This window comes from Halomonas shengliensis, assembly GCF_900104135.1.
GTDB classification, from domain to species: domain Bacteria; phylum Pseudomonadota; class Gammaproteobacteria; order Pseudomonadales; family Halomonadaceae; genus Halomonas; species Halomonas shengliensis.
On record NZ_FNIV01000009.1, the window covers coordinates 1 to 16,346 of the forward strand.

Sequence of the window (16,346 nt, forward strand, 5' to 3'; positions counted from 1 at the left end):
CCGGAGTCTGTCAACATAGTTGCCATATAAAATGACTTCAGCTCTTTAAAATCCTGCGGCCTGTGGCACTGGGTCCCGTTCGGGATTTAGGTGCACTACATCCGGCAGGCTGAGTTTCCGGATGTCACCTGACCACCGTTCCGGGTGGCGCTGCTTCGCGGCTTCAAAAACCTCTCGGCGCTGCGTCAGAATGCCTTTTGCCTCGCCGTTATGACGCTGGCTCGGCGTGACGTAGCGCAGGGCGCTGTGCCGGTGCTCATGGTTGTACCACTCGGTGAATTGCTGGACCCAGTCTTGTGCCTCGGCCAGTGTGGCGAAGCCGTCGGCGGGGAACCCCGGCCGGTACTTCAGTGTCTTGAAGGCCGACTCGGCGAAGGCGTTGTCGTTGCTGACCCTTGGCCGGCTGTACGACGGGGTGATGCCCAGATCGTAGAGCTTTTCCAGGAAGGTCGCCGCCTTCATCGGGCTGCCGTTATCGGAATGCAAAATCAAAGGCTTGTGACGATCGGTGAGGTGCTCTCGCCAGCAGGCCTTCTGGATCAGCTCGGCGGCCAGCTCGCCGGTCTCGGTTTCATAGACCTCGTGCCCAACGATCTTGCGGCTGAAGACGTCCATGATCAGGTACAGGTACCACCAGGTACCGCGTGCAGGGCCCGGCAACCAGCTGATATCCCAGCACCAAAGCCGGTTTGGCGCTGTGGCCTGGTGCGTGGTCGGCGGTCGCTTGCGCTGTGGGGCCTGCTGTCGGCCCCGATGGTGTTGCTGGTCATATTCATGAAGCACTCGGTACATCGTCGACTCAGAGGCCAGGTAGTGGCCCTTGTCCGCCTGATCGGCCACGATGAAGGCGGGAGGGCGGCTCCGATACTCCGGGGCGTTGCACAGCGCCACAACAGCCTCTCGTTCCTCGGGCGACAGCTTGTTGGCCGGCTCCGGGCGATCGGCGTCGGGGCGGCGATCCGCCGTCACCTCGCCTTCCGCAACCCAGCGGTAATAGGTTCGCACATGGATGCCCATCACCTGACAGGCCTTGGCCAGCCGAGCACCGTCACGCTGGGCGTCTTGCACCAGAGTCACGATACGCTGGCGATCCGGGAGGCTGGTCAGTCGTCCTCGTCGTTGGTCGTGCCCCAGATCGCCTCGGCTTTTTTTGACAGGGCCAACAGCGCCGCCGTCTCGGCCAGGGCCTTGTCCTTGCGGTGCAGCTCGCGCTCCAGCTTACGGAGCCGCTTCTGCTCCGCCTTACGCGCCTGTCGAAGCTGCTTGGCCTGCGCTGCCGCATCGTCGTTGGCGTTCATGCAGGCATCCCGCCAGGCCTCCACCTGCTCGGGGTAGAGCCCGCGCTCGCGGCAGTAGGCGCTGACTTCAGCCTCGTTCATCGGAGCTGTCTCCAGGACGATCTGGAACTTCTCCTGACTGGTCCACTGATCTGGCTGGGTAGAACGTGATGGCAAAACCTGTCCTCGTGCTCTGGCCTGTTTCCGCCAATTGTAGAGGGTTGTTGCTGTGATGCCTTCCTGCGCGGCCAGTTCCGGGATGGTCATGCTCATGGGCGGTGCCATCTTCTTGAGGATGGCTTCCTTACGCTCTGCGGGGTAACGCACGTTGATCACCTCTCAATCGGTTTAGGTGACAACTACCTTGACGCATAGGGATACGCTCACCGCGCGGCTGAACCTCAACCTAAAGATCGCGCGACCCGAGCTGTCACCAGGCCACCTTGAAGCGCGCCACGACAAGCTGTGGGAGCAAGGCCTGGCGGGCCTGACACGCTACAACCAGCTGATGAAGGTCGCGCCGATGGAGCAGAAGCTCGATGAGTTGCAGGTCGGCACCTGGTTCGCCGGGCTGCGCCGCCAGCAGTCCAGCTCCCGCGAGCAGCGCCCGGTGATCGAGCAACGCCACGATGGGCGCCACAAGGTCTACCCGCTGATCGACTGGCACAGCCGCGACGTGCACCGCTACCTCACCGAACACGACCTGCCCTACCACCCGCTGTGGGAACAGGGCTACACCTCGGTGGGCGACTGGCACACCAGCCAACCCCTCCAGCCGGGCATGCAGGAAGAAGACACGCGTTTCTTCGGTATGCAGCGGGAGTGCGGCCTGCATCTGTAGGCGGGCGGTAGGGCACTATGTTCCCGCACGCGCGAAAGCGGCAAGGTGGGCTTGCGTTGTCGTCCGACCGGGGCCTGCCGTCCTGCCCCTCCCCCGGTCCATACCCCTTACCGCGAGCGACTCAGAAAGGAAACACCACCGGCGTCAGCACCAGCACCCCGGCCGAGTAAGTGAGGCTCACCGGTAGCCCGGTCTTGATGAAATCACTGATTCGATAGCGGCCGGGAGAGTAGACCATCAAGTGGGTCTGGTAGCCGTAGGGGATCAGGAAGCAGGCGCTGGCGCCGTAGGCCACGGCCATGACGAAGGGCATGGGGTCGGCGCCGAAGGCCTGGGCGGTCGTCCAGGCGATGGGGAAGGCCAGCGCGGCGGCGGCGTTGTTGGTGACGGTCTCGGTGAGCAGTAGCGTCATCAGGTAGCAGCCCACGAAGGCGGCGTAGATGCCGTAACCCGCAATCAGCGTCTGCATGCCCTGGGCCAGCAGCGCGGCGGCGCCAGAACTCTCCAGCCCCTGGGCGATGGCCAGCGCCGAGCCGATGATCAGCCACAGCTCGAAGGGGAAGCGTCGGCGGAGTTCCGCGGGGCTGAGCACCTTGCCGGCTACCAGCCCTGCCATCAGCAGCAACAGGCCGTGAAACAGCGGCAGTAGTTCCAGAGCCGCCAGGCCGATCACCGCCGCGAAGCCGGCCAAGGTCAGCATGCTCTCGGTGCGCTTGAGCTGCGGGCGCTTGAAGCTGCCACTGAGCAGGTGGAAGTTGCGCTCGATGTTGCGGTGCTGGCGGAAGTCGCTGCCCACCGCCAGCACCAGGCAATCGCCTACGCGCAGCGGGATCTGTCCCAGCTGCCCCTCCAGTCGTTTGCCACCGCGGCGAATGCCCACCACACCGGCGTTGAACATGCTGCGGAAGTCGACGTCCTGCAGCGTCTGGCCGGCAAGCTCCGACTCGTGAGAAACCACCACCTCCACCAGGTTGGTGGCCAGCAGGTCGTCGGCCTGGTGGCCGAACAGGGTAAGCCCGGGGAAGCGCTGAAGTGCCTGCACTTTACCGACTTCTCCGGTGAATACCAGCGTATCCTCAGCCTGCAGGATCTCGTCGGGCCCCACCGGGCTGAGCAGCCGCCCCTCACGCTCGATCTCCAGCAGGTAGAGCCCCTCCAAGCTACGCAGCTGGTTCTCCTCGATGCTCTTGCCCACCAGCTCCGAGTCCGCCTCCAAGTCGGCGGCCAGGAAGTAGGAGAGCTTCTCCTCGGTGTCTTCGGGGGGGTGCGCCGGCAGACGGCGCGCTCGCCACAGCAGCACGCCGAACGTCAGCAGTGCCACCGGTATGCCCACCAGGGTGAACTGGAACATGCCCAGCTCGAAGCCGCCGCGACCCAAAGCGAAGGAGTTCACCACCAGGTTGGTGGAGGTACCCACCAGGGTGGTCACGCCGCCCAGGATCGACGCGTAGGAGAGCGGGATCAGCAGCCGGGAGGGGGCGATGCGCTGCTGACGCGAGATGGCGCCCAGGAAGGCCGCCACCACCGCCGTGTTGTTGAGAAACGCCGAGAGCACGGCACTGGCCCCCATCAGCCGCGCGGTGGCGGTCCTCTCGCTACCCGTGAGGAGGCGCTGGGAGAGCCAGTCGAGCAGCGGCGTGCGCTCCAGCGCCAGGGAGACCAGCAACAGTAACAGCAGGGTCGCCAGCGCCGGGTTGGTGTACTGCGCAAGCAGTGTGGGGGTATCCACCAGGCCAAGCACCAGGTAGGCGCCCGCAAGGCCCACAAAGGCGATGGCCGGCCGCACCCAGCCACCGATCAGCAGAGCCAGCAGGCCTAGCAGGGAAAACAGAACCATCCAGGGAAGCATCGACGTCGAATCCTTGCGCCAGTGAACGCGGCTTGTGGGATTCTACGCAGGCTTTTATGATGACGTCGACTTTGGCCTTATACGAATTCGAGCGTTTTCTATTTTATACCGCATTGTCATACAGTTATCGCATTGAAGACCACTAAACATTTAACGCTGGAAATACTCAACCAGCGCCGACAGCAGGCGGTACGGCTACGCTTGGATGGTCACACGGTCGCCGAAACCGCCGCACGCACCGGCCTTTCCGCGCCCACGGTATCGGCGGCATGGAAGGCCTTCCGCGAAGGCGGCTGGGAGGCGGTGCCGGTACGCCCGCGAGGACGCAAGGCGGGACAAGCGACGCGCTTGGATACCCCAGCAGAAGAGGCGCTTACCGCGTGTCTTGCCGTCCTGCCGTCTGGAGATCTGCCGGCCTGGGGCAGTCGCGCACTGGCTGAGGCGTTGCACCAACAGGGCCATGAGGTATCGCCCCGGGCCATCGAGCACTGGCTTGCGGCGCGCGATCTCAAGCCCGAGCCCATGGCGCTGGAGGCGCTCGCGCACAAGCGTGGCCAGGCGGGCCGCTGGTATCGACACCAGGTGGTGCCAGTGCTCGAAGAGGTACACCAGGCCGGCGGCAGCATCTGGCGCGGCGGCGTGCGAGTCACGCGACCCGGCGATGCCGAGTCAGCCGCACCACCGCGCTGCTACCAGCTCTACCTGCACGGCAAGCGCGGCGTGCTCTATACCCAGGTGCTAAACGCACCACCGCGGGCAGCCAGCTACCTGGCGCTGTTCGAGAGACTACTCGAGCAGGCCAATGGCAAACCGGTCGTGCTGGTGTTTCATGGCGCGGATTTCCGGGCGGCACCCGAGATCGGGCGGTGGCTCAATCAGAACCCGAAAATGCGGCTGGTGGCCGTACCTGTTGGTGCATTTACTTAGGCGCTGCCTTGTGGGCTCCCGGCTTTTTAGGCGCTGCCCTGTGGGAGGCCGGCTTTGCCGGGCGAAGGCGCCGTCAGGCGCCCCAGCGGTGTTGCCTAACTCGCTGGGCTCTACCGGGAGGCCTTCGGCCTCCTTTCGCCCGGGGGACCCGGCCTCCCACCAAGGGCTGGGTGGCCACTTGCACCTTTCGGAGGCCTTCTGCCTCCATTCGCCCGGCAGAACCGGCCTCCCACCATTCACCGCCGAACGCACTCCCGCACGCCAATTTGCGAAGAACCATTTTTCACCCACACAGGCCAACGACATGACGTCACTCACCCATCTTCAGAAGCTGGAAGCGGAAAGCATCCAGATCATGCGCGAGGTGGTCGCCGAGACCGAGAATCCGGTGATGCTCTACTCGGTGGGCAAGGACAGCGCGGTGATGCTGCACCTGGCGCGCAAGGCGTTTGCGCCGGCGCCACCGCCCTTCCCTCTCCTGCACGTGGATACGCGCTGGAAGTTCCGGGCCATGTACGAGTTCCGCGACAAGATGGCCGAGGAAACCGGCATGGATCTGATCGTGCATATCAACCCCGAGGGCGTGGAGAAGGACATCAACCCCTTCACCCACGGCTCGGCGATCCATACCGATGTGATGAAGACCGAGGGCCTCAAGCAAGCACTGGACAAGTATGGCTTCGATGCCGCCTTCGGTGGGGCGCGCCGCGACGAGGAGAAGTCCCGCGCCAAGGAGCGGGTGTTCTCCTTCCGCACCGCCCAGCACCGCTGGGACCCCAAGAACCAGCGTCCGGAGCTGTGGCGGTTGTACAACACCCGCAAGCACAAGGGCGAGTCCATCCGCGTCTTCCCGCTCTCCAACTGGACCGAGCTGGATATCTGGCAGTACATCTACCTGCAGAACATCCCCATCGTGCCGCTCTACTACGCCGCCGAGCGCCCTGTCGTGGAGCGCGACGGCGCTCTGATCATGGTCGACGACGAGCGCATGCCGCTGGAACCGGGCGAGGTGCCGATGATGCGCAAGGTGCGCTTCCGCACCCTGGGCTGCTACCCGCTGACCGGCGCCATCGAGTCCGAGGCCGACACCCTGCCGTCGATCATCCAGGAAATGCTGCTCACCAAGACCTCCGAACGCCAGGGCCGCGTCATCGACCACGACAGCGCCGCCTCCATGGAAAAGAAAAAGCAGGAAGGATACTTCTGATGGCACACGCATCCGACATGATCGCCGGCGATATCGAGGGTTACCTCAAGTCGCACGAACACAAGGGCCTGCTGCGTTTCATCACCTGCGGCAGCGTCGATGACGGCAAGAGCACCCTGATCGGACGTCTGCTGTTCGAATCCAAGCTGCTGTTCGAGGATCAGCTGGCCGCCATCGAGGCCGATTCCAAGAAGTGGGGCACCCAGGGCGGCGAGATGGACTTCGCGCTGCTGGTGGATGGCCTGGCCGCGGAGCGCGAGCAGGGCATCACCATCGACGTGGCCTACCGCTTCTTCTCCACCGACAAGCGCAAGTTCATCGTCGCCGATACCCCGGGGCATGAGCAGTACACCCGCAACATGGTCACCGGCGCCTCCACCGCGGATGCCGCCATCCTGATGGTGGATGCGCGCCAGGGGATCCTGCCACAGACCCGTCGCCACAGCTTCCTGATGTCGCTGATCGGCATGCGCCATGTGGTAGTGGCGATCAACAAGATGGACCTGGTGGACTACTCCAAGGCACGCTTCGACGCGATCGTCGAGGAGTACCGTGAGTTCGCCAAGCAGTTGGGTCTGGAGGACATCACCTTCATCCCGATGTCCGCGCTCAAGGGCGACAACGTCATCGAGCATGGCCACCATATGCCGTGGTACCACGGCCCCACGCTGATGGCCTACCTGGAGACCGTGGAGGTGGACGAGGAGCGCCTGCAGCACCAGCCGTTCCGCATGCCGGTGCAGTGGGTCAACCGCCCCAACCTGGACTTCCGCGGCTTCACCGGCATGATCGCCAGCGGCAGTATCAAGCCGGGCGACGCCATCCGCGTGCAGCCCTCCGGCCAGTCCAGCACCGTCAAGCAGATCTACACCTACGACGGTAACCTGGAGCAGGCGATCGCCGGCCAGTCGGTGACCCTGCTGCTGAATGACGAGATCGATATCTCCCGGGGCGACGTGATCTCCGGGGTCGACCAGCCTGCCGAGACCGCCGACCAGTTCGAGACTAGCCTGGTGTGGATGCACGACGAGCCGCTGCTGCCGGGCCGACCGTATCTGATGAAGATCGGTACCCAGCAGGTCTCGGCCAGCGTCACCGATATCAAGTACCAGGTGAACGTCAATACGCTCGAGCACACCGCGGCCAAGCAGCTCGACCTCAACGCCATCGGCGTCTGCACCCTGAGCCTGAACAAGGCGGTGGCCTTCGATCCCTACAAGGAGAATGCCGACACCGGTGGCTTCATCCTGATCGACCGGATGACCAACAACACCGTCGGCGCCGGCATGCTGAACTTCGCCCTGCGGCGCAGCCAGAATATCCATATGCAGCATGTGGATATCGACAAGCAGGCACGCGCCCTTTCCAAGGCGCAACAGCCCGCGGTGCTGTGGTTCACCGGCCTCTCCGGCGCCGGCAAGTCGACCATTGCCAACCTGGTGGAGAAGAAACTGCACGCCGCCGGCCAGCACACCTACCTGCTGGATGGCGACAACGTGCGCCACGGCCTCAACCGCGACCTGGGCTTCACCGATGCCGACCGCGTCGAGAACATCCGCCGTGTCGCGGAAGTCGCGAAGCTGATGGTCGACGCCGGCCTGCTGGTGATCACCTCCTTCATCTCGCCCTTCCGCAGCGAGCGCCAGCTGGCCCGCGACCTAGTGGACGACGGCGAGTTCATCGAGATCTTCGTCGACACCCCGCTCGACGTGGCCGAGGAGCGCGATCCCAAGGGGCTCTATCGCAAGGCCCGCCGCGGCGACCTGAAGAACTTCACCGGCATCGACTCGGCCTACGAGGCACCGGAGAACCCCGACCTGCACATCAAGACCACCGAGATAAGCAGCGACGAAGCCGCCGATGCCATCATCGCGCTGCTGCGCGAGCGCCAGATCATCACCTGATAGAAGCCTGTGGGAGCGGTGCTCGCACCGCGAAAAAGGGGTTGCTAAACAATCGCCGTGCAAGCACGGCTCCCACAGCATGCAACCCCAGCCTGCTATGCCGGGATACCCTGATATGGATTATCACATGCCACTAAACACATCTGACCTGCTGGAACAGGTCTACACCATCGCCAAGGATGCTGGCGACGCCATGATGGCCGTTTACGCCCGCGACTTTTCCATCGAGGAGAAGGAGGACAAGAGCCCGTTGACCGAAGCGGACAAGGCCGCCCATGACGTCATCGTCAAGGGGCTAAGTGCCCTGCCGGAGGGTATCCCGGTGCTTTCGGAGGAAGACGCCGAAGGCTTCGCCGGGGTAGATGCCCAGGGCCGCTACTGGCTGGTGGATCCCCTGGACGGCACCAAGGAGTTCATCAAGCGTAATGGCGAGTTCACCGTCAACATCGCGCTGATCGAGCACGGCACGCCGGTGCTCGGCGTAGTCATCGCCCCGGCGCTGGAGGTCTCCTATCTCGCCACCGAGGGCCTGGGCGCCTTCAAGATCGATGCCCAGGGCGAGCGGGAGCCGATCGTAGTCGCCGGCCAGCCCGCCGAAGGCACCCCCTGGCGCGTGGTGGGCAGCCGCTCCCACCCCAGCCCGGACCTGGCCGAATGGCTGGATCAGCTGGGTGAGCATGACATGGTACCCATGGGCAGTTCGCTGAAACTGTGCCTGATCGCCGAAGGCGCCGCCGATGCCTACCCTCGCCTTGGCCCTACCTGCCTGTGGGACACCGGTGCCGCCCAGGCGGTAGTGGAGCAGGCCGGTGGCCGGGTGGAAACGCTGGAGGGAGAACCGCTTGACTACTCCTCGCCCGAGCAGCACCTCAACCCCTACTTCGTCGTCTGGGGCCACTGAGGCTGATCGCAGCCCATTAACGCAGCAGCCCGGCGCTAGGCCGGGCTGCTGATACGTATTGCCAGAGATGTTCTCCCCGCCCACTACGCCATGGGCGGGATTACACAGTCACGCCGTCGCCTCTGCCATCACCTCGGCCAGCACCCCGCACGTCTTATCGATCTCTTCCCGCGTGAGAGTGGGATGGCAGAGAAACATCAAACTGGTCTCGCCCAACTCGCGGGCCACCGGCAGCGGCGTTTCCGGGCGCCAGTCGGTGTGCTGGAACGCCTTCTCGCGATAGACCTCGGAACAGGAGCCGGAGAAGCACGGCACGCCGCGCGCCACCGTCGCGGCCTGGATGCGGTCGCGATCCCAGCCCGAGGCGAGGCGCTCGGGCTCGACGAAGACGTAGCACTTGTAGGCGGCGTGTTCGATGTGATCGGGAACGCCCGGCACACGCAGACCGGGGCAGTCCCGGGCGGCCTGCCAGATGCGCTCAGCGTTGGCTCGGCGCGCCGCCTTCCACGCCGGCATGCGCCCGAGCTGAATGCGCCCGATGGCGGCCTGCATCTCGGTCATGCGCCAATTGGTGCCGAAGCTCTCGTGCAGCCAGCGAAAGCCCGGCGGATGCTCGCGTTCATAGACGGCGTTCCAGCTCTTCCCGTGGTCCTTGTAGGCCCACATGCGTCGCCACAGGATCTCATCGTGGGTGGTGACCATGCCTCCTTCCCCGCCGGTGGACATGATCTTGTCCTGGCAGAACGACCAGCAGCCCACGTGGCCGATGCTGCCCACGCTGCGACCGCGATAGCGGGCGCCATGGGCCTGGGCACAATCCTCGATTACATAGAGATCGTGCTGCTCGGCCAGCGCGATCAGCTCATCCATCTCGCAGGGCCAGCCGGCCAGGTGCACCGCCATGATCGCCCGGGTGCGCGGCGTGATCTTCTCAGCCACCATCTCGGCCGTGATGTTCTGACTGTCCCGGTCGATGTCGGCGAACACCGGCACTGCGCCGGCGGTGACGATGCTGGATGCGGAGGCCAGGAAGGTGCGGGAGGTGACGATCACCTCGTCACGCCCCCTGCCCTCGCCCGAGCCGATACCCAACCCCTTCAGGGTGAGATCAAGGGCGTTGGTGCCGTTGGCCACGGCGATGGCAAAGCCCGTTTGCGCGAAGGCCGCGAACTCCTGCTCGAATTCGCGACCCTCGGTACCGGTCCAGTAGTTCACGCGGTTGGAGAGCAGCACGCGCTGCACCGCTTCGGCCTCCTCCTCAGTGAAGGAGGGCCAGGGAGAGAAAGGTCCGTTTAACATACAGCGTCCTGGGTAAGGGAACTCAGTGGATCAAGCGAGGCCGTCATCCAACCACCGTGCGCCAGATATAGCGCAGGTCGTCGGTCAGCCGCCAGTCACGGATGTAGTCCAGGTTGAGGCGCACCTTGTCCGGCCAGATGACCTCGCGGTTGTAGGCTTCCGGATCGTCGGCGGCGGCCAGCATCGCCTCCTCGTCACGATACTTGAGTGTCGCCGGGCCGGTGATGCCGGGACGGATGGTCAGCAGCAGCCGCTCCTCGCCCTCCAACGTGTCGGCAAAGCCCGGCACGTCCGGCCGCGGGCCGACGAAGCTCATGTCGCCCACCAGCACATTCCAGAGCTGCGGCAGCTCGTCGATCTTGGTGCGTCGAAAGAAGCGCCCCAGTGGCGTGATGCGCGGATCGCCCGATCGGGTCACCGTCGTGGTCAGTTCGCGGCTGGGGCGCATGGTCTTGATCTTCACCACGGTGAATAGCCGCCCATCCTTGCCGACACGGCGCTGGGTGAAGAAGCCGTTGCTGCGCGTATCGAGACTGGCCGCCACCCAAGCCAACAGGATCAGCCAACCACTCAGTGTCAACCCCACAGCAGAGACGACGACATCGAAGGCACGCTTCTGTATGGCCTGGGGCACGCTCAGTCCTTCCTGTTCAACCGCGATAGCCATAACGCTCCAACGTCTCCCCGATCAACGCTTCCAACTGTGCGACTTCGCCCTCCTCCAGCGAGGCACGCCCCTTGCCGATGCTGCGGCTGGAAACCCCGGAAACAGCATCTCGCACGGCCTCGCCGCTCACCTGCAGCCCCAGGAACTCGAACAATCGATGCAGTTCCGCCACGGGCTCGCGCACGAAGTGCTCGTAGCGCACGCGGATGACCCGATCGTCGGGCATATCGGCGAAGGCGGCCTCGGCGTTTTCCACGCAGCGCTGCCACTGCAGGGCGCACACCTCGTTGAGCGTGTGCGTCTCCAGCAGTTGCGGCATGTCATCGAGTGTCGGGCCCCAGAACGCCAGGCGCTTCTCCCGGGAGAAAAAGCGATAGAGGCGGCTCCAGAGGTAACGGCTGCCGTAGTAGGGCAGGTCCGTGAACGGCACGAAGCGAACCTTCTCCAGCAGATACGGAATATCGAGCTTGGCCTGCCAGCGCAGCTTGGCGGAACCGGTGGTGTCCAGCCCGTCACGGTAGATATAGACAAAGCGGGCGCCGGGAACGGCTCGGTCGACAAAGGGTACGCGCAGGCTGTTGGCGCAGGTCTTCTCGACCACCGTATGCGCGCTGTATCGCCGCGCCACCCACTCGAACTGCTTGCGCATATAGCTCTGCACGGCAGGCGTGGCGCGCTCGGAGGGTAGCTCGTCGGAGGGATGGCGCACGTTGCCGTGGCGCCACAAGTAGTTGATCTCGTCGCATGGCCAGGTGGCCACACCCTCGAACTGACAGAGCACGTCGCGCAGCATGTTGGTGCCGCTTCGAGGGGCACCTATTATTACCAATGGCTGCATCACTTAATGGTCTTCTTGAGAGAGTGGAAAAGCTCGTAGTATTTATTAGCGACAACAGAAAATTCATGATTGTCGTAAAAGTAGTTCGCGCCGGCTTTTCCGAGCTTATGACAAAGAGACGGATTCTCCTTCAAGCGCATCACAGCATTAGCAATCATGGAAGGATTTCCTGAAGGAACCGTGATACCGCACCTAGCAAAAGCCACGGGATCATAGTCTGTCTTATAGCTGGCGATGACGGGCTTCCCTGCATGCATGTACTCAAAGAGTTTATTGCAGGAGATACCGTAGCGATTCGCTTCGACGTCCTTCAATCCTACATAGCACGCATTAAAGCTCTGCAATTCCCTCAAAACATCGGATTTTGGAACCGGGCCCACAAACTCGATATTCGTCAGCTCATACTGCTTAGCCATATCGCGTAACTTATTGAGATCCTCGCCGCCGCCCACAATGCGGAATCGAATCTGCCGATCATCTTGCAACAGCCGGGCGGCTTCAATCAGATCATTAATACCATAATAACTACTTAAGGCGCCAACATAGCCAACTACGAAAGGTGATTCAGGTGTGCTCAAATCACCACTGCCACATCCTTCTTCAGGAAGCAAGGACACCTCAGGTACTTTATCCACATAAAAGCCGTTAGGGGCATAGAAAAAACGTTGGACGTCGAAGTCATACATCTGCTGGAAGTAATCCTTGTCGCCTGGCTTGACGGAAGCAATGACATCGGCCTTCCTAACGGCGAACCACTCGGTGAACTTCAATAGCAGCAAGTATGGATGGTAGGCAGGTGCTCCGCTCAGACCGCGAATAACCAAGGGCCATAGGTCTCTTACTTCATATAGTAAGGGAACTTTTCGCTGATGGGCTAGGCGATTTGCCGCATAGATCACAAAAGGGTGTGGTGATGAAGCAACTACCACGTCAACGTCTGCTGGAACAAGATCCGATGTGGCATACCGATATGCTTTGAAGGCAAACTGAAACTGGTTAAAAACCTGGCCTAGCCGGCGCTGATAGGATCTAGTTTTCAACCAGACATACTTGATGCCATCAATATTCTCATGGGTGACATCTCCATCAGTATTTGGAAGTTCATGATATTTATGAAAATAAGACGAGCTCACAATAGTGATTCTAAAGTCCAAATCGCGGAGCGCCTTCCCAAGGAAGTACCAGCGCATATTGGGGCCATGGTAGGGCGAGCCACCGCCATGGGTCATGATCACGATGTGCATTCATTATTTCCAAACACGTTATAAAAAACTCGAAACAAAAAATCTGATCAGCCGTTTAAGTACGCTTACACTAGGTGTTCAACAATTCTTTCTGCGGCATTCCCACCGCCATATAGATGCTGATGATCTTCAATCGCTCGACCAAAGTGGGTGCTGGAATGAGCAATGATTTCTTCCTGGTTGGCGCCAACCAGATGGTTAGCTCCGGCAGAGATAAGCTCAACCCACTCTGTCTGATCACGCATTGTGATACACGCCTTGCCGAAGAAAAAGGCCTCTTTCTGCACCCCTCCGCTATCTGTCAGGACCAGACTACAGTGGTTGAGGAGCCAGACCATCTCGAAGTAGCCCACCGGGTCAATGACATTCACCTCTAGTGATAACCCAGCCTTGTCAATCGCGGCACGAGTGCGCGGGTGCAATGGCAAAACGACTGGCGCCACGCTCTGGTGTACATGGTTAAGCGCCGAAATGATGGCAGTCAGACGTTCAGGATCATCAGTATTCTCCGCACGGTGCAATGTGCCTAGCACGAAGTTGCGATTCACTATAAAGTCACGTGGCGCCACCGCACGCTGAGCAAAAAACAACGCCGCATCTTGCATCACGTCACCGACCTGAAGCACATTGACCGGCTTGCTTGCAAAGCCTTCCTTATCCAGGTTACGAACTGCAGTGTCGGTGGGGCAGAACAGCATATCGCTGATTTGATCGGTGAGAATACGATTGATTTCCTCGGGCATTCGCATGTTGAAGCTACGCAGTCCTGCCTCAACATGCGCTACCGGAACATGCAACTTGGCAGCTGCAAGCGCGCCCGCCAAGGTAGAATTAGTATCGCCGTAGACCAGCACTCGATCTGGTTTATACTCTAGAATGCCCTGCTCTATCTCCGCCAGCATCCTGCCCGTCATAACACCATGGTTACCACCATGGATATCTAGTTGAATATCCGGCTTAGGGATGCCTAGTTGATTGAAGAAGATATCCGACATATTAGCATCGAAATGCTGACCGGTATGCAGCATGATCTCTTCGATACCGTCAGTCTTTTTGATGGTACGGGATACCACGCTAGCCTTGATGAACTGCGGGCGTGCACCTATGATTGTAAGAATTCGTTGCATAAATTCACTACTTAGCCAAAGAGGAGTAAAGTTCAAAGAGCTTTTTTTCTTCGATGCTCCAGTTGTACTGATCTTGAACAGCTCGTTGCCCATTGCGGCCCATATTTTTGACCGCTTCTGGATGAGCTACCAAATAGTCAATAGCCTCAGCTATCGCTTTGGGGTCAAGTGGATCGACACAGAGACCACACTGGTTGCCTTCAATAATCTCTTTCCAAAGAGGAAAATTTGAACCTATAACGGGCACACCAGCACTCATGTACTCGAACATTTTGTTAGGCTGGGCATCAATGTGGTTGGGTAAAGGAAGAAAAGTGACCAAACCCGCTACTGATTGAGCCAGCAAATCACGGACCTGCTCCCGGTTCGCAAAGCCCATGGCATCGACTTTCGACCAGCCAAAACTAGATAGAGCGAATTGCTGTGTACTTTTCTTATTAAATTGACCAGCCAACTTAAGTCTCGCATCCGACTCCACCTGCCCCATAGCCTGAACGACTTGCAAAATACCACGAATCTCGCTAATGCTGCCAACGTAACATATCTTGTTTCTTTTCTTTGAATAGTCAACTTCAAAGTTAGATAGCTCACAAACCAACGGATAATTGTTGATATCCACAGACAGAACGCCCATGGCGGCAAACTTGTCACGGATATAAGGCGTGGCTGCTATCACCGCATCAAACTTACGACATGCCCAGCTTTCGTAAGCTGCAAAAGCCTTCGACAAAATCCACTTAGCATGTTTGTTTAGATAGGCCTTACCCAAAATCTGTTTCGGAACATCTTCGTGAGAATCAAAAATTACTATTTTTCCCATTTTTTTCAGTTTCAAACCAATGGGAAGCAACTCAGGATCATGCAGATGGTATAAATCTGCATCTAGACAACATGCCTTTTGTAATACTCGTTTCGTAGCATTTAGGATGCGAGCCAGACGACCTTGTGACTTACCAACATCATAAATAGTTACTTTATTCTTATAATCATCCCCTTCTCCATCAGCCACAATAAGACAAACAGAAAATTCGCTATTCGAAAGAGAAGCACACTCTTTTATAAAAATACGAGTATCCGAGCGGTGATGCACGGTAGTTAAGTGTGCAACCTTCATCGATTGCCCTCATTTAACTGTACCAGGAAATGATAAAGCTCAGACAATTTTTTACCTTCATTCCTCCATGTCAACCCTTCTACTCGTTCTAGCAGCCCTTCTCTAAGAGACACTCCGTCTTGTAATGTTAACTTCCTAAGGAAATTAGAAACTGACTCAACATCATTTTCAACTACCCACCCGGCTTGATGTTTTTTTACAACTTCAGCCTGATCAGGAAGAGGGGACGCCAAAACAGGTAAGCCTGCGAGCAAACTTTCAAATAACTTATTAGGAAGACAGTAACGATGATTTAGACATGTATCCTCATACAAACAAATTCCAACATCCGCACCCGAAGCATGAGAAACAACATCTTTGGGTGGGACTGGATCCTTGTAATGAATACGAAAATCATTCTGTGCGGCGTTTCGTACAGTGTTTTCTAATGGCCCATTTCCCATAAAGACTATATGGTGCGGAACACCTTCTTGTTGAAAAGCTTCAAGCGCTATCTCAATTCCGCGCCCTTTGCTTAACCCGCCTAAGTATATGAATAGAAGGGCGTGATCAGGAATACCAAGAATCTCGCGCAGTGGCACAGCATCAATTGACTCTTCAACGGGAGCGGGAATGTTCCGAATGAGGTGAACTGGAATTTCAGGGTATCGTTCCCCGTACCACTTCTGAATAGATGGACTGACTGTAATCATGGCATCTACTTTGGGTATGAGCCGTTTCTCCAAACTTTTCGCTAAAGATTGGCGCGCACCTCGGGCGCCAGCTGTTTCAGTCTCAAGCTCATGCGCATCATATATAAGCCGCGCTCCTGTGATCTGTTTAAGGCGCACAGCTATTGGCAATGGTGTCAAGTCGTGGCAGTGGATCACATTTAGGCCTGAGTTCCGGTAACGCCGAACCAGTAAGCGGTACCATTCGGCATACTTAATAAATTGACTCACTAAATCCTTTGGAAACTTCCTTGTACGCAGTGAAGCCCTCCAAATTGTACGGCCATCATCAATTTTTTCATTTACAGGAAACCCGTCCTCCTTAAGACCTGAAATTTCTAATCTATTAAAAAGCTCACTCTCAAGAATACTCTCAGTTTCTTTCAAAACACGAGAATCATGACTTACCGAGTTTCTAACTATATGTAAATTCATGCGGAA

The 16,346-nt window shown here is 59.2% G+C and carries 14 protein-coding genes; 5 read left to right on the plus strand and 9 right to left on the minus strand.

From position 1 onward, the window contains the following. Nucleotides 1-45: 45 nt before the first annotated feature. A protein-coding gene (locus tag BLP95_RS12695; protein WP_089678271.1) for an IS3 family transposase occupies nt 46-1,562 on the minus strand; the annotation gives its coding sequence in 2 pieces (ribosomal slippage) (nt 46-1,125 and nt 1,128-1,562; 1,515 coding nt in all). Nucleotides 1,563-1,641: 79 nt separating this feature from the next. Between BLP95_RS12695 and BLP95_RS12700 the strand changes: the two genes are divergently transcribed. Next, nucleotides 1,642-2,118: a phosphoadenylyl-sulfate reductase gene (locus tag BLP95_RS12700; protein ID WP_245678748.1), complete on the plus strand. Its 477-nt coding sequence runs from the start codon at nt 1,642-1,644 to the stop codon at nt 2,116-2,118. A 121-nt stretch (nt 2,119-2,239) separates the two neighbouring features. Here BLP95_RS12700 and BLP95_RS12705 read toward each other — a convergent pair whose 3' ends face one another. Next, complete coding sequence (locus BLP95_RS12705; protein ID WP_089679956.1) at nt 2,240-3,967, minus strand: SLC13 family permease; 1,728 nt, start codon at nt 3,965-3,967, stop codon at nt 2,240-2,242. A 132-nt stretch (nt 3,968-4,099) separates the two neighbouring features. Here BLP95_RS12705 and BLP95_RS12710 point away from each other — a divergent pair, with 132 nt between their 5' ends. From BLP95_RS12710 to cysQ, 4 genes are all read left to right on the plus strand, one after another. Beyond that, on the plus strand, nt 4,100-4,894 hold the full coding sequence (locus tag BLP95_RS12710; protein ID WP_176760289.1) for a helix-turn-helix domain-containing protein: 795 nt from the start codon (nt 4,100-4,102) through the stop codon (nt 4,892-4,894). Between the two features lie 304 nt (nt 4,895-5,198). Next, on the plus strand, nt 5,199-6,101 hold the full coding sequence (cysD, locus tag BLP95_RS12715) for a sulfate adenylyltransferase subunit CysD (protein WP_089679960.1): 903 nt from the start codon (nt 5,199-5,201) through the stop codon (nt 6,099-6,101). Then, on the plus strand, nt 6,101-8,005 hold the full coding sequence (gene cysN / locus BLP95_RS12720) for a sulfate adenylyltransferase subunit CysN (RefSeq protein WP_089679962.1): 1,905 nt from the start codon (nt 6,101-6,103) through the stop codon (nt 8,003-8,005). Before cysD ends, cysN begins: the two co-directional genes overlap by 1 nt. A 127-nt stretch (nt 8,006-8,132) precedes the next feature. Beyond that, complete coding sequence (gene cysQ / locus BLP95_RS12725; RefSeq protein WP_089679964.1) at nt 8,133-8,906, plus strand: 3'(2'),5'-bisphosphate nucleotidase CysQ; 774 nt, start codon at nt 8,133-8,135, stop codon at nt 8,904-8,906. Between the two features lie 108 nt (nt 8,907-9,014). On the opposite strand, the gene BLP95_RS12730 is transcribed toward cysQ, so the two are convergent. From BLP95_RS12730 to BLP95_RS12760, 7 genes are all read right to left on the minus strand, one after another. Then, nucleotides 9,015-10,205, minus strand: coding sequence for a DegT/DnrJ/EryC1/StrS family aminotransferase (locus BLP95_RS12730; RefSeq protein WP_089679966.1), 1,191 nt, complete (start codon nt 10,203-10,205; stop codon nt 9,015-9,017). A gap of 43 nt (nt 10,206-10,248) precedes the next feature. Then, on the minus strand, nt 10,249-10,839 hold the full coding sequence (locus BLP95_RS12735; RefSeq protein WP_245678749.1) for a sugar transferase: 591 nt from the start codon (nt 10,837-10,839) through the stop codon (nt 10,249-10,251). Between the two features lie 16 nt (nt 10,840-10,855). Then, nucleotides 10,856-11,710 carry a sulfotransferase family protein gene (locus BLP95_RS12740; RefSeq protein WP_089679970.1) on the minus strand — a complete coding sequence of 285 codons (855 nt, stop codon included), beginning with the start codon at nt 11,708-11,710 and terminating at the stop codon, nt 10,856-10,858. Continuing rightward, nucleotides 11,710-12,954 (minus strand): glycosyltransferase family 4 protein, encoded by a 1,245-nt coding sequence (locus tag BLP95_RS12745; protein WP_089679972.1) that lies wholly within the window; start codon nt 12,952-12,954, stop codon nt 11,710-11,712. Before BLP95_RS12745 ends, BLP95_RS12740 begins: the two co-directional genes overlap by 1 nt. 65 nt (nt 12,955-13,019) lie before the next feature. Then, the gene (gene wecB, locus BLP95_RS12750) at nt 13,020-14,174 is read right to left on the minus strand and encodes a non-hydrolyzing UDP-N-acetylglucosamine 2-epimerase (protein ID WP_245678751.1); all 1,155 of its coding nucleotides are present in this window, start codon (nt 14,172-14,174) and stop codon (nt 13,020-13,022) included. Further along, a complete protein-coding gene (locus BLP95_RS12755) occupies nt 14,089-15,195 on the minus strand; it encodes a glycosyltransferase family 4 protein (RefSeq protein ID WP_089679975.1) in 1,107 nt (368 codons plus the stop codon). Before BLP95_RS12755 ends, wecB begins: the two co-directional genes overlap by 86 nt. Beyond that, entirely contained in the window at nt 15,192-16,340 is a 1,149-nt protein-coding gene (locus tag BLP95_RS12760) for a glycosyltransferase (protein ID WP_089680134.1), read from the minus strand. The genes BLP95_RS12755 and BLP95_RS12760 overlap by 4 nt, the downstream gene beginning before the upstream one ends. Nucleotides 16,341-16,346: the final 6 nt, after the last annotated feature.

Coding starts and splice junctions, on each gene's coding strand:
- BLP95_RS12730 (WP_089679966.1), bottom strand. CDS start 10,205: ATGTTAAACGGACCTTTCTCTCCCTGGCCCTCCTTCACTGAGGAGGAG.
- cysN (WP_089679962.1), top strand. CDS start 6,101: ATGGCACACGCATCCGACATGATCGCCGGCGATATCGAGGGTTACCTC.
- BLP95_RS12755 (WP_089679975.1), bottom strand. CDS start 15,195: ATGAAGGTTGCACACTTAACTACCGTGCATCACCGCTCGGATACTCGT.
- cysD (WP_089679960.1), top strand. CDS start 5,199: ATGACGTCACTCACCCATCTTCAGAAGCTGGAAGCGGAAAGCATCCAG.
- BLP95_RS12740 (WP_089679970.1), bottom strand. CDS start 11,710: ATGCAGCCATTGGTAATAATAGGTGCCCCTCGAAGCGGCACCAACATG.
- BLP95_RS12745 (WP_089679972.1), bottom strand. CDS start 12,954: ATGCACATCGTGATCATGACCCATGGCGGTGGCTCGCCCTACCATGGC.
- wecB (WP_245678751.1), bottom strand. CDS start 14,174: ATGGGCAACGAGCTGTTCAAGATCAGTACAACTGGAGCATCGAAGAAA.
- BLP95_RS12760 (WP_089680134.1), bottom strand. CDS start 16,340: ATGAATTTACATATAGTTAGAAACTCGGTAAGTCATGATTCTCGTGTT.
- cysQ (WP_089679964.1), top strand. CDS start 8,133: ATGCCACTAAACACATCTGACCTGCTGGAACAGGTCTACACCATCGCC.
- BLP95_RS12705 (WP_089679956.1), bottom strand. CDS start 3,967: ATGCTTCCCTGGATGGTTCTGTTTTCCCTGCTAGGCCTGCTGGCTCTG.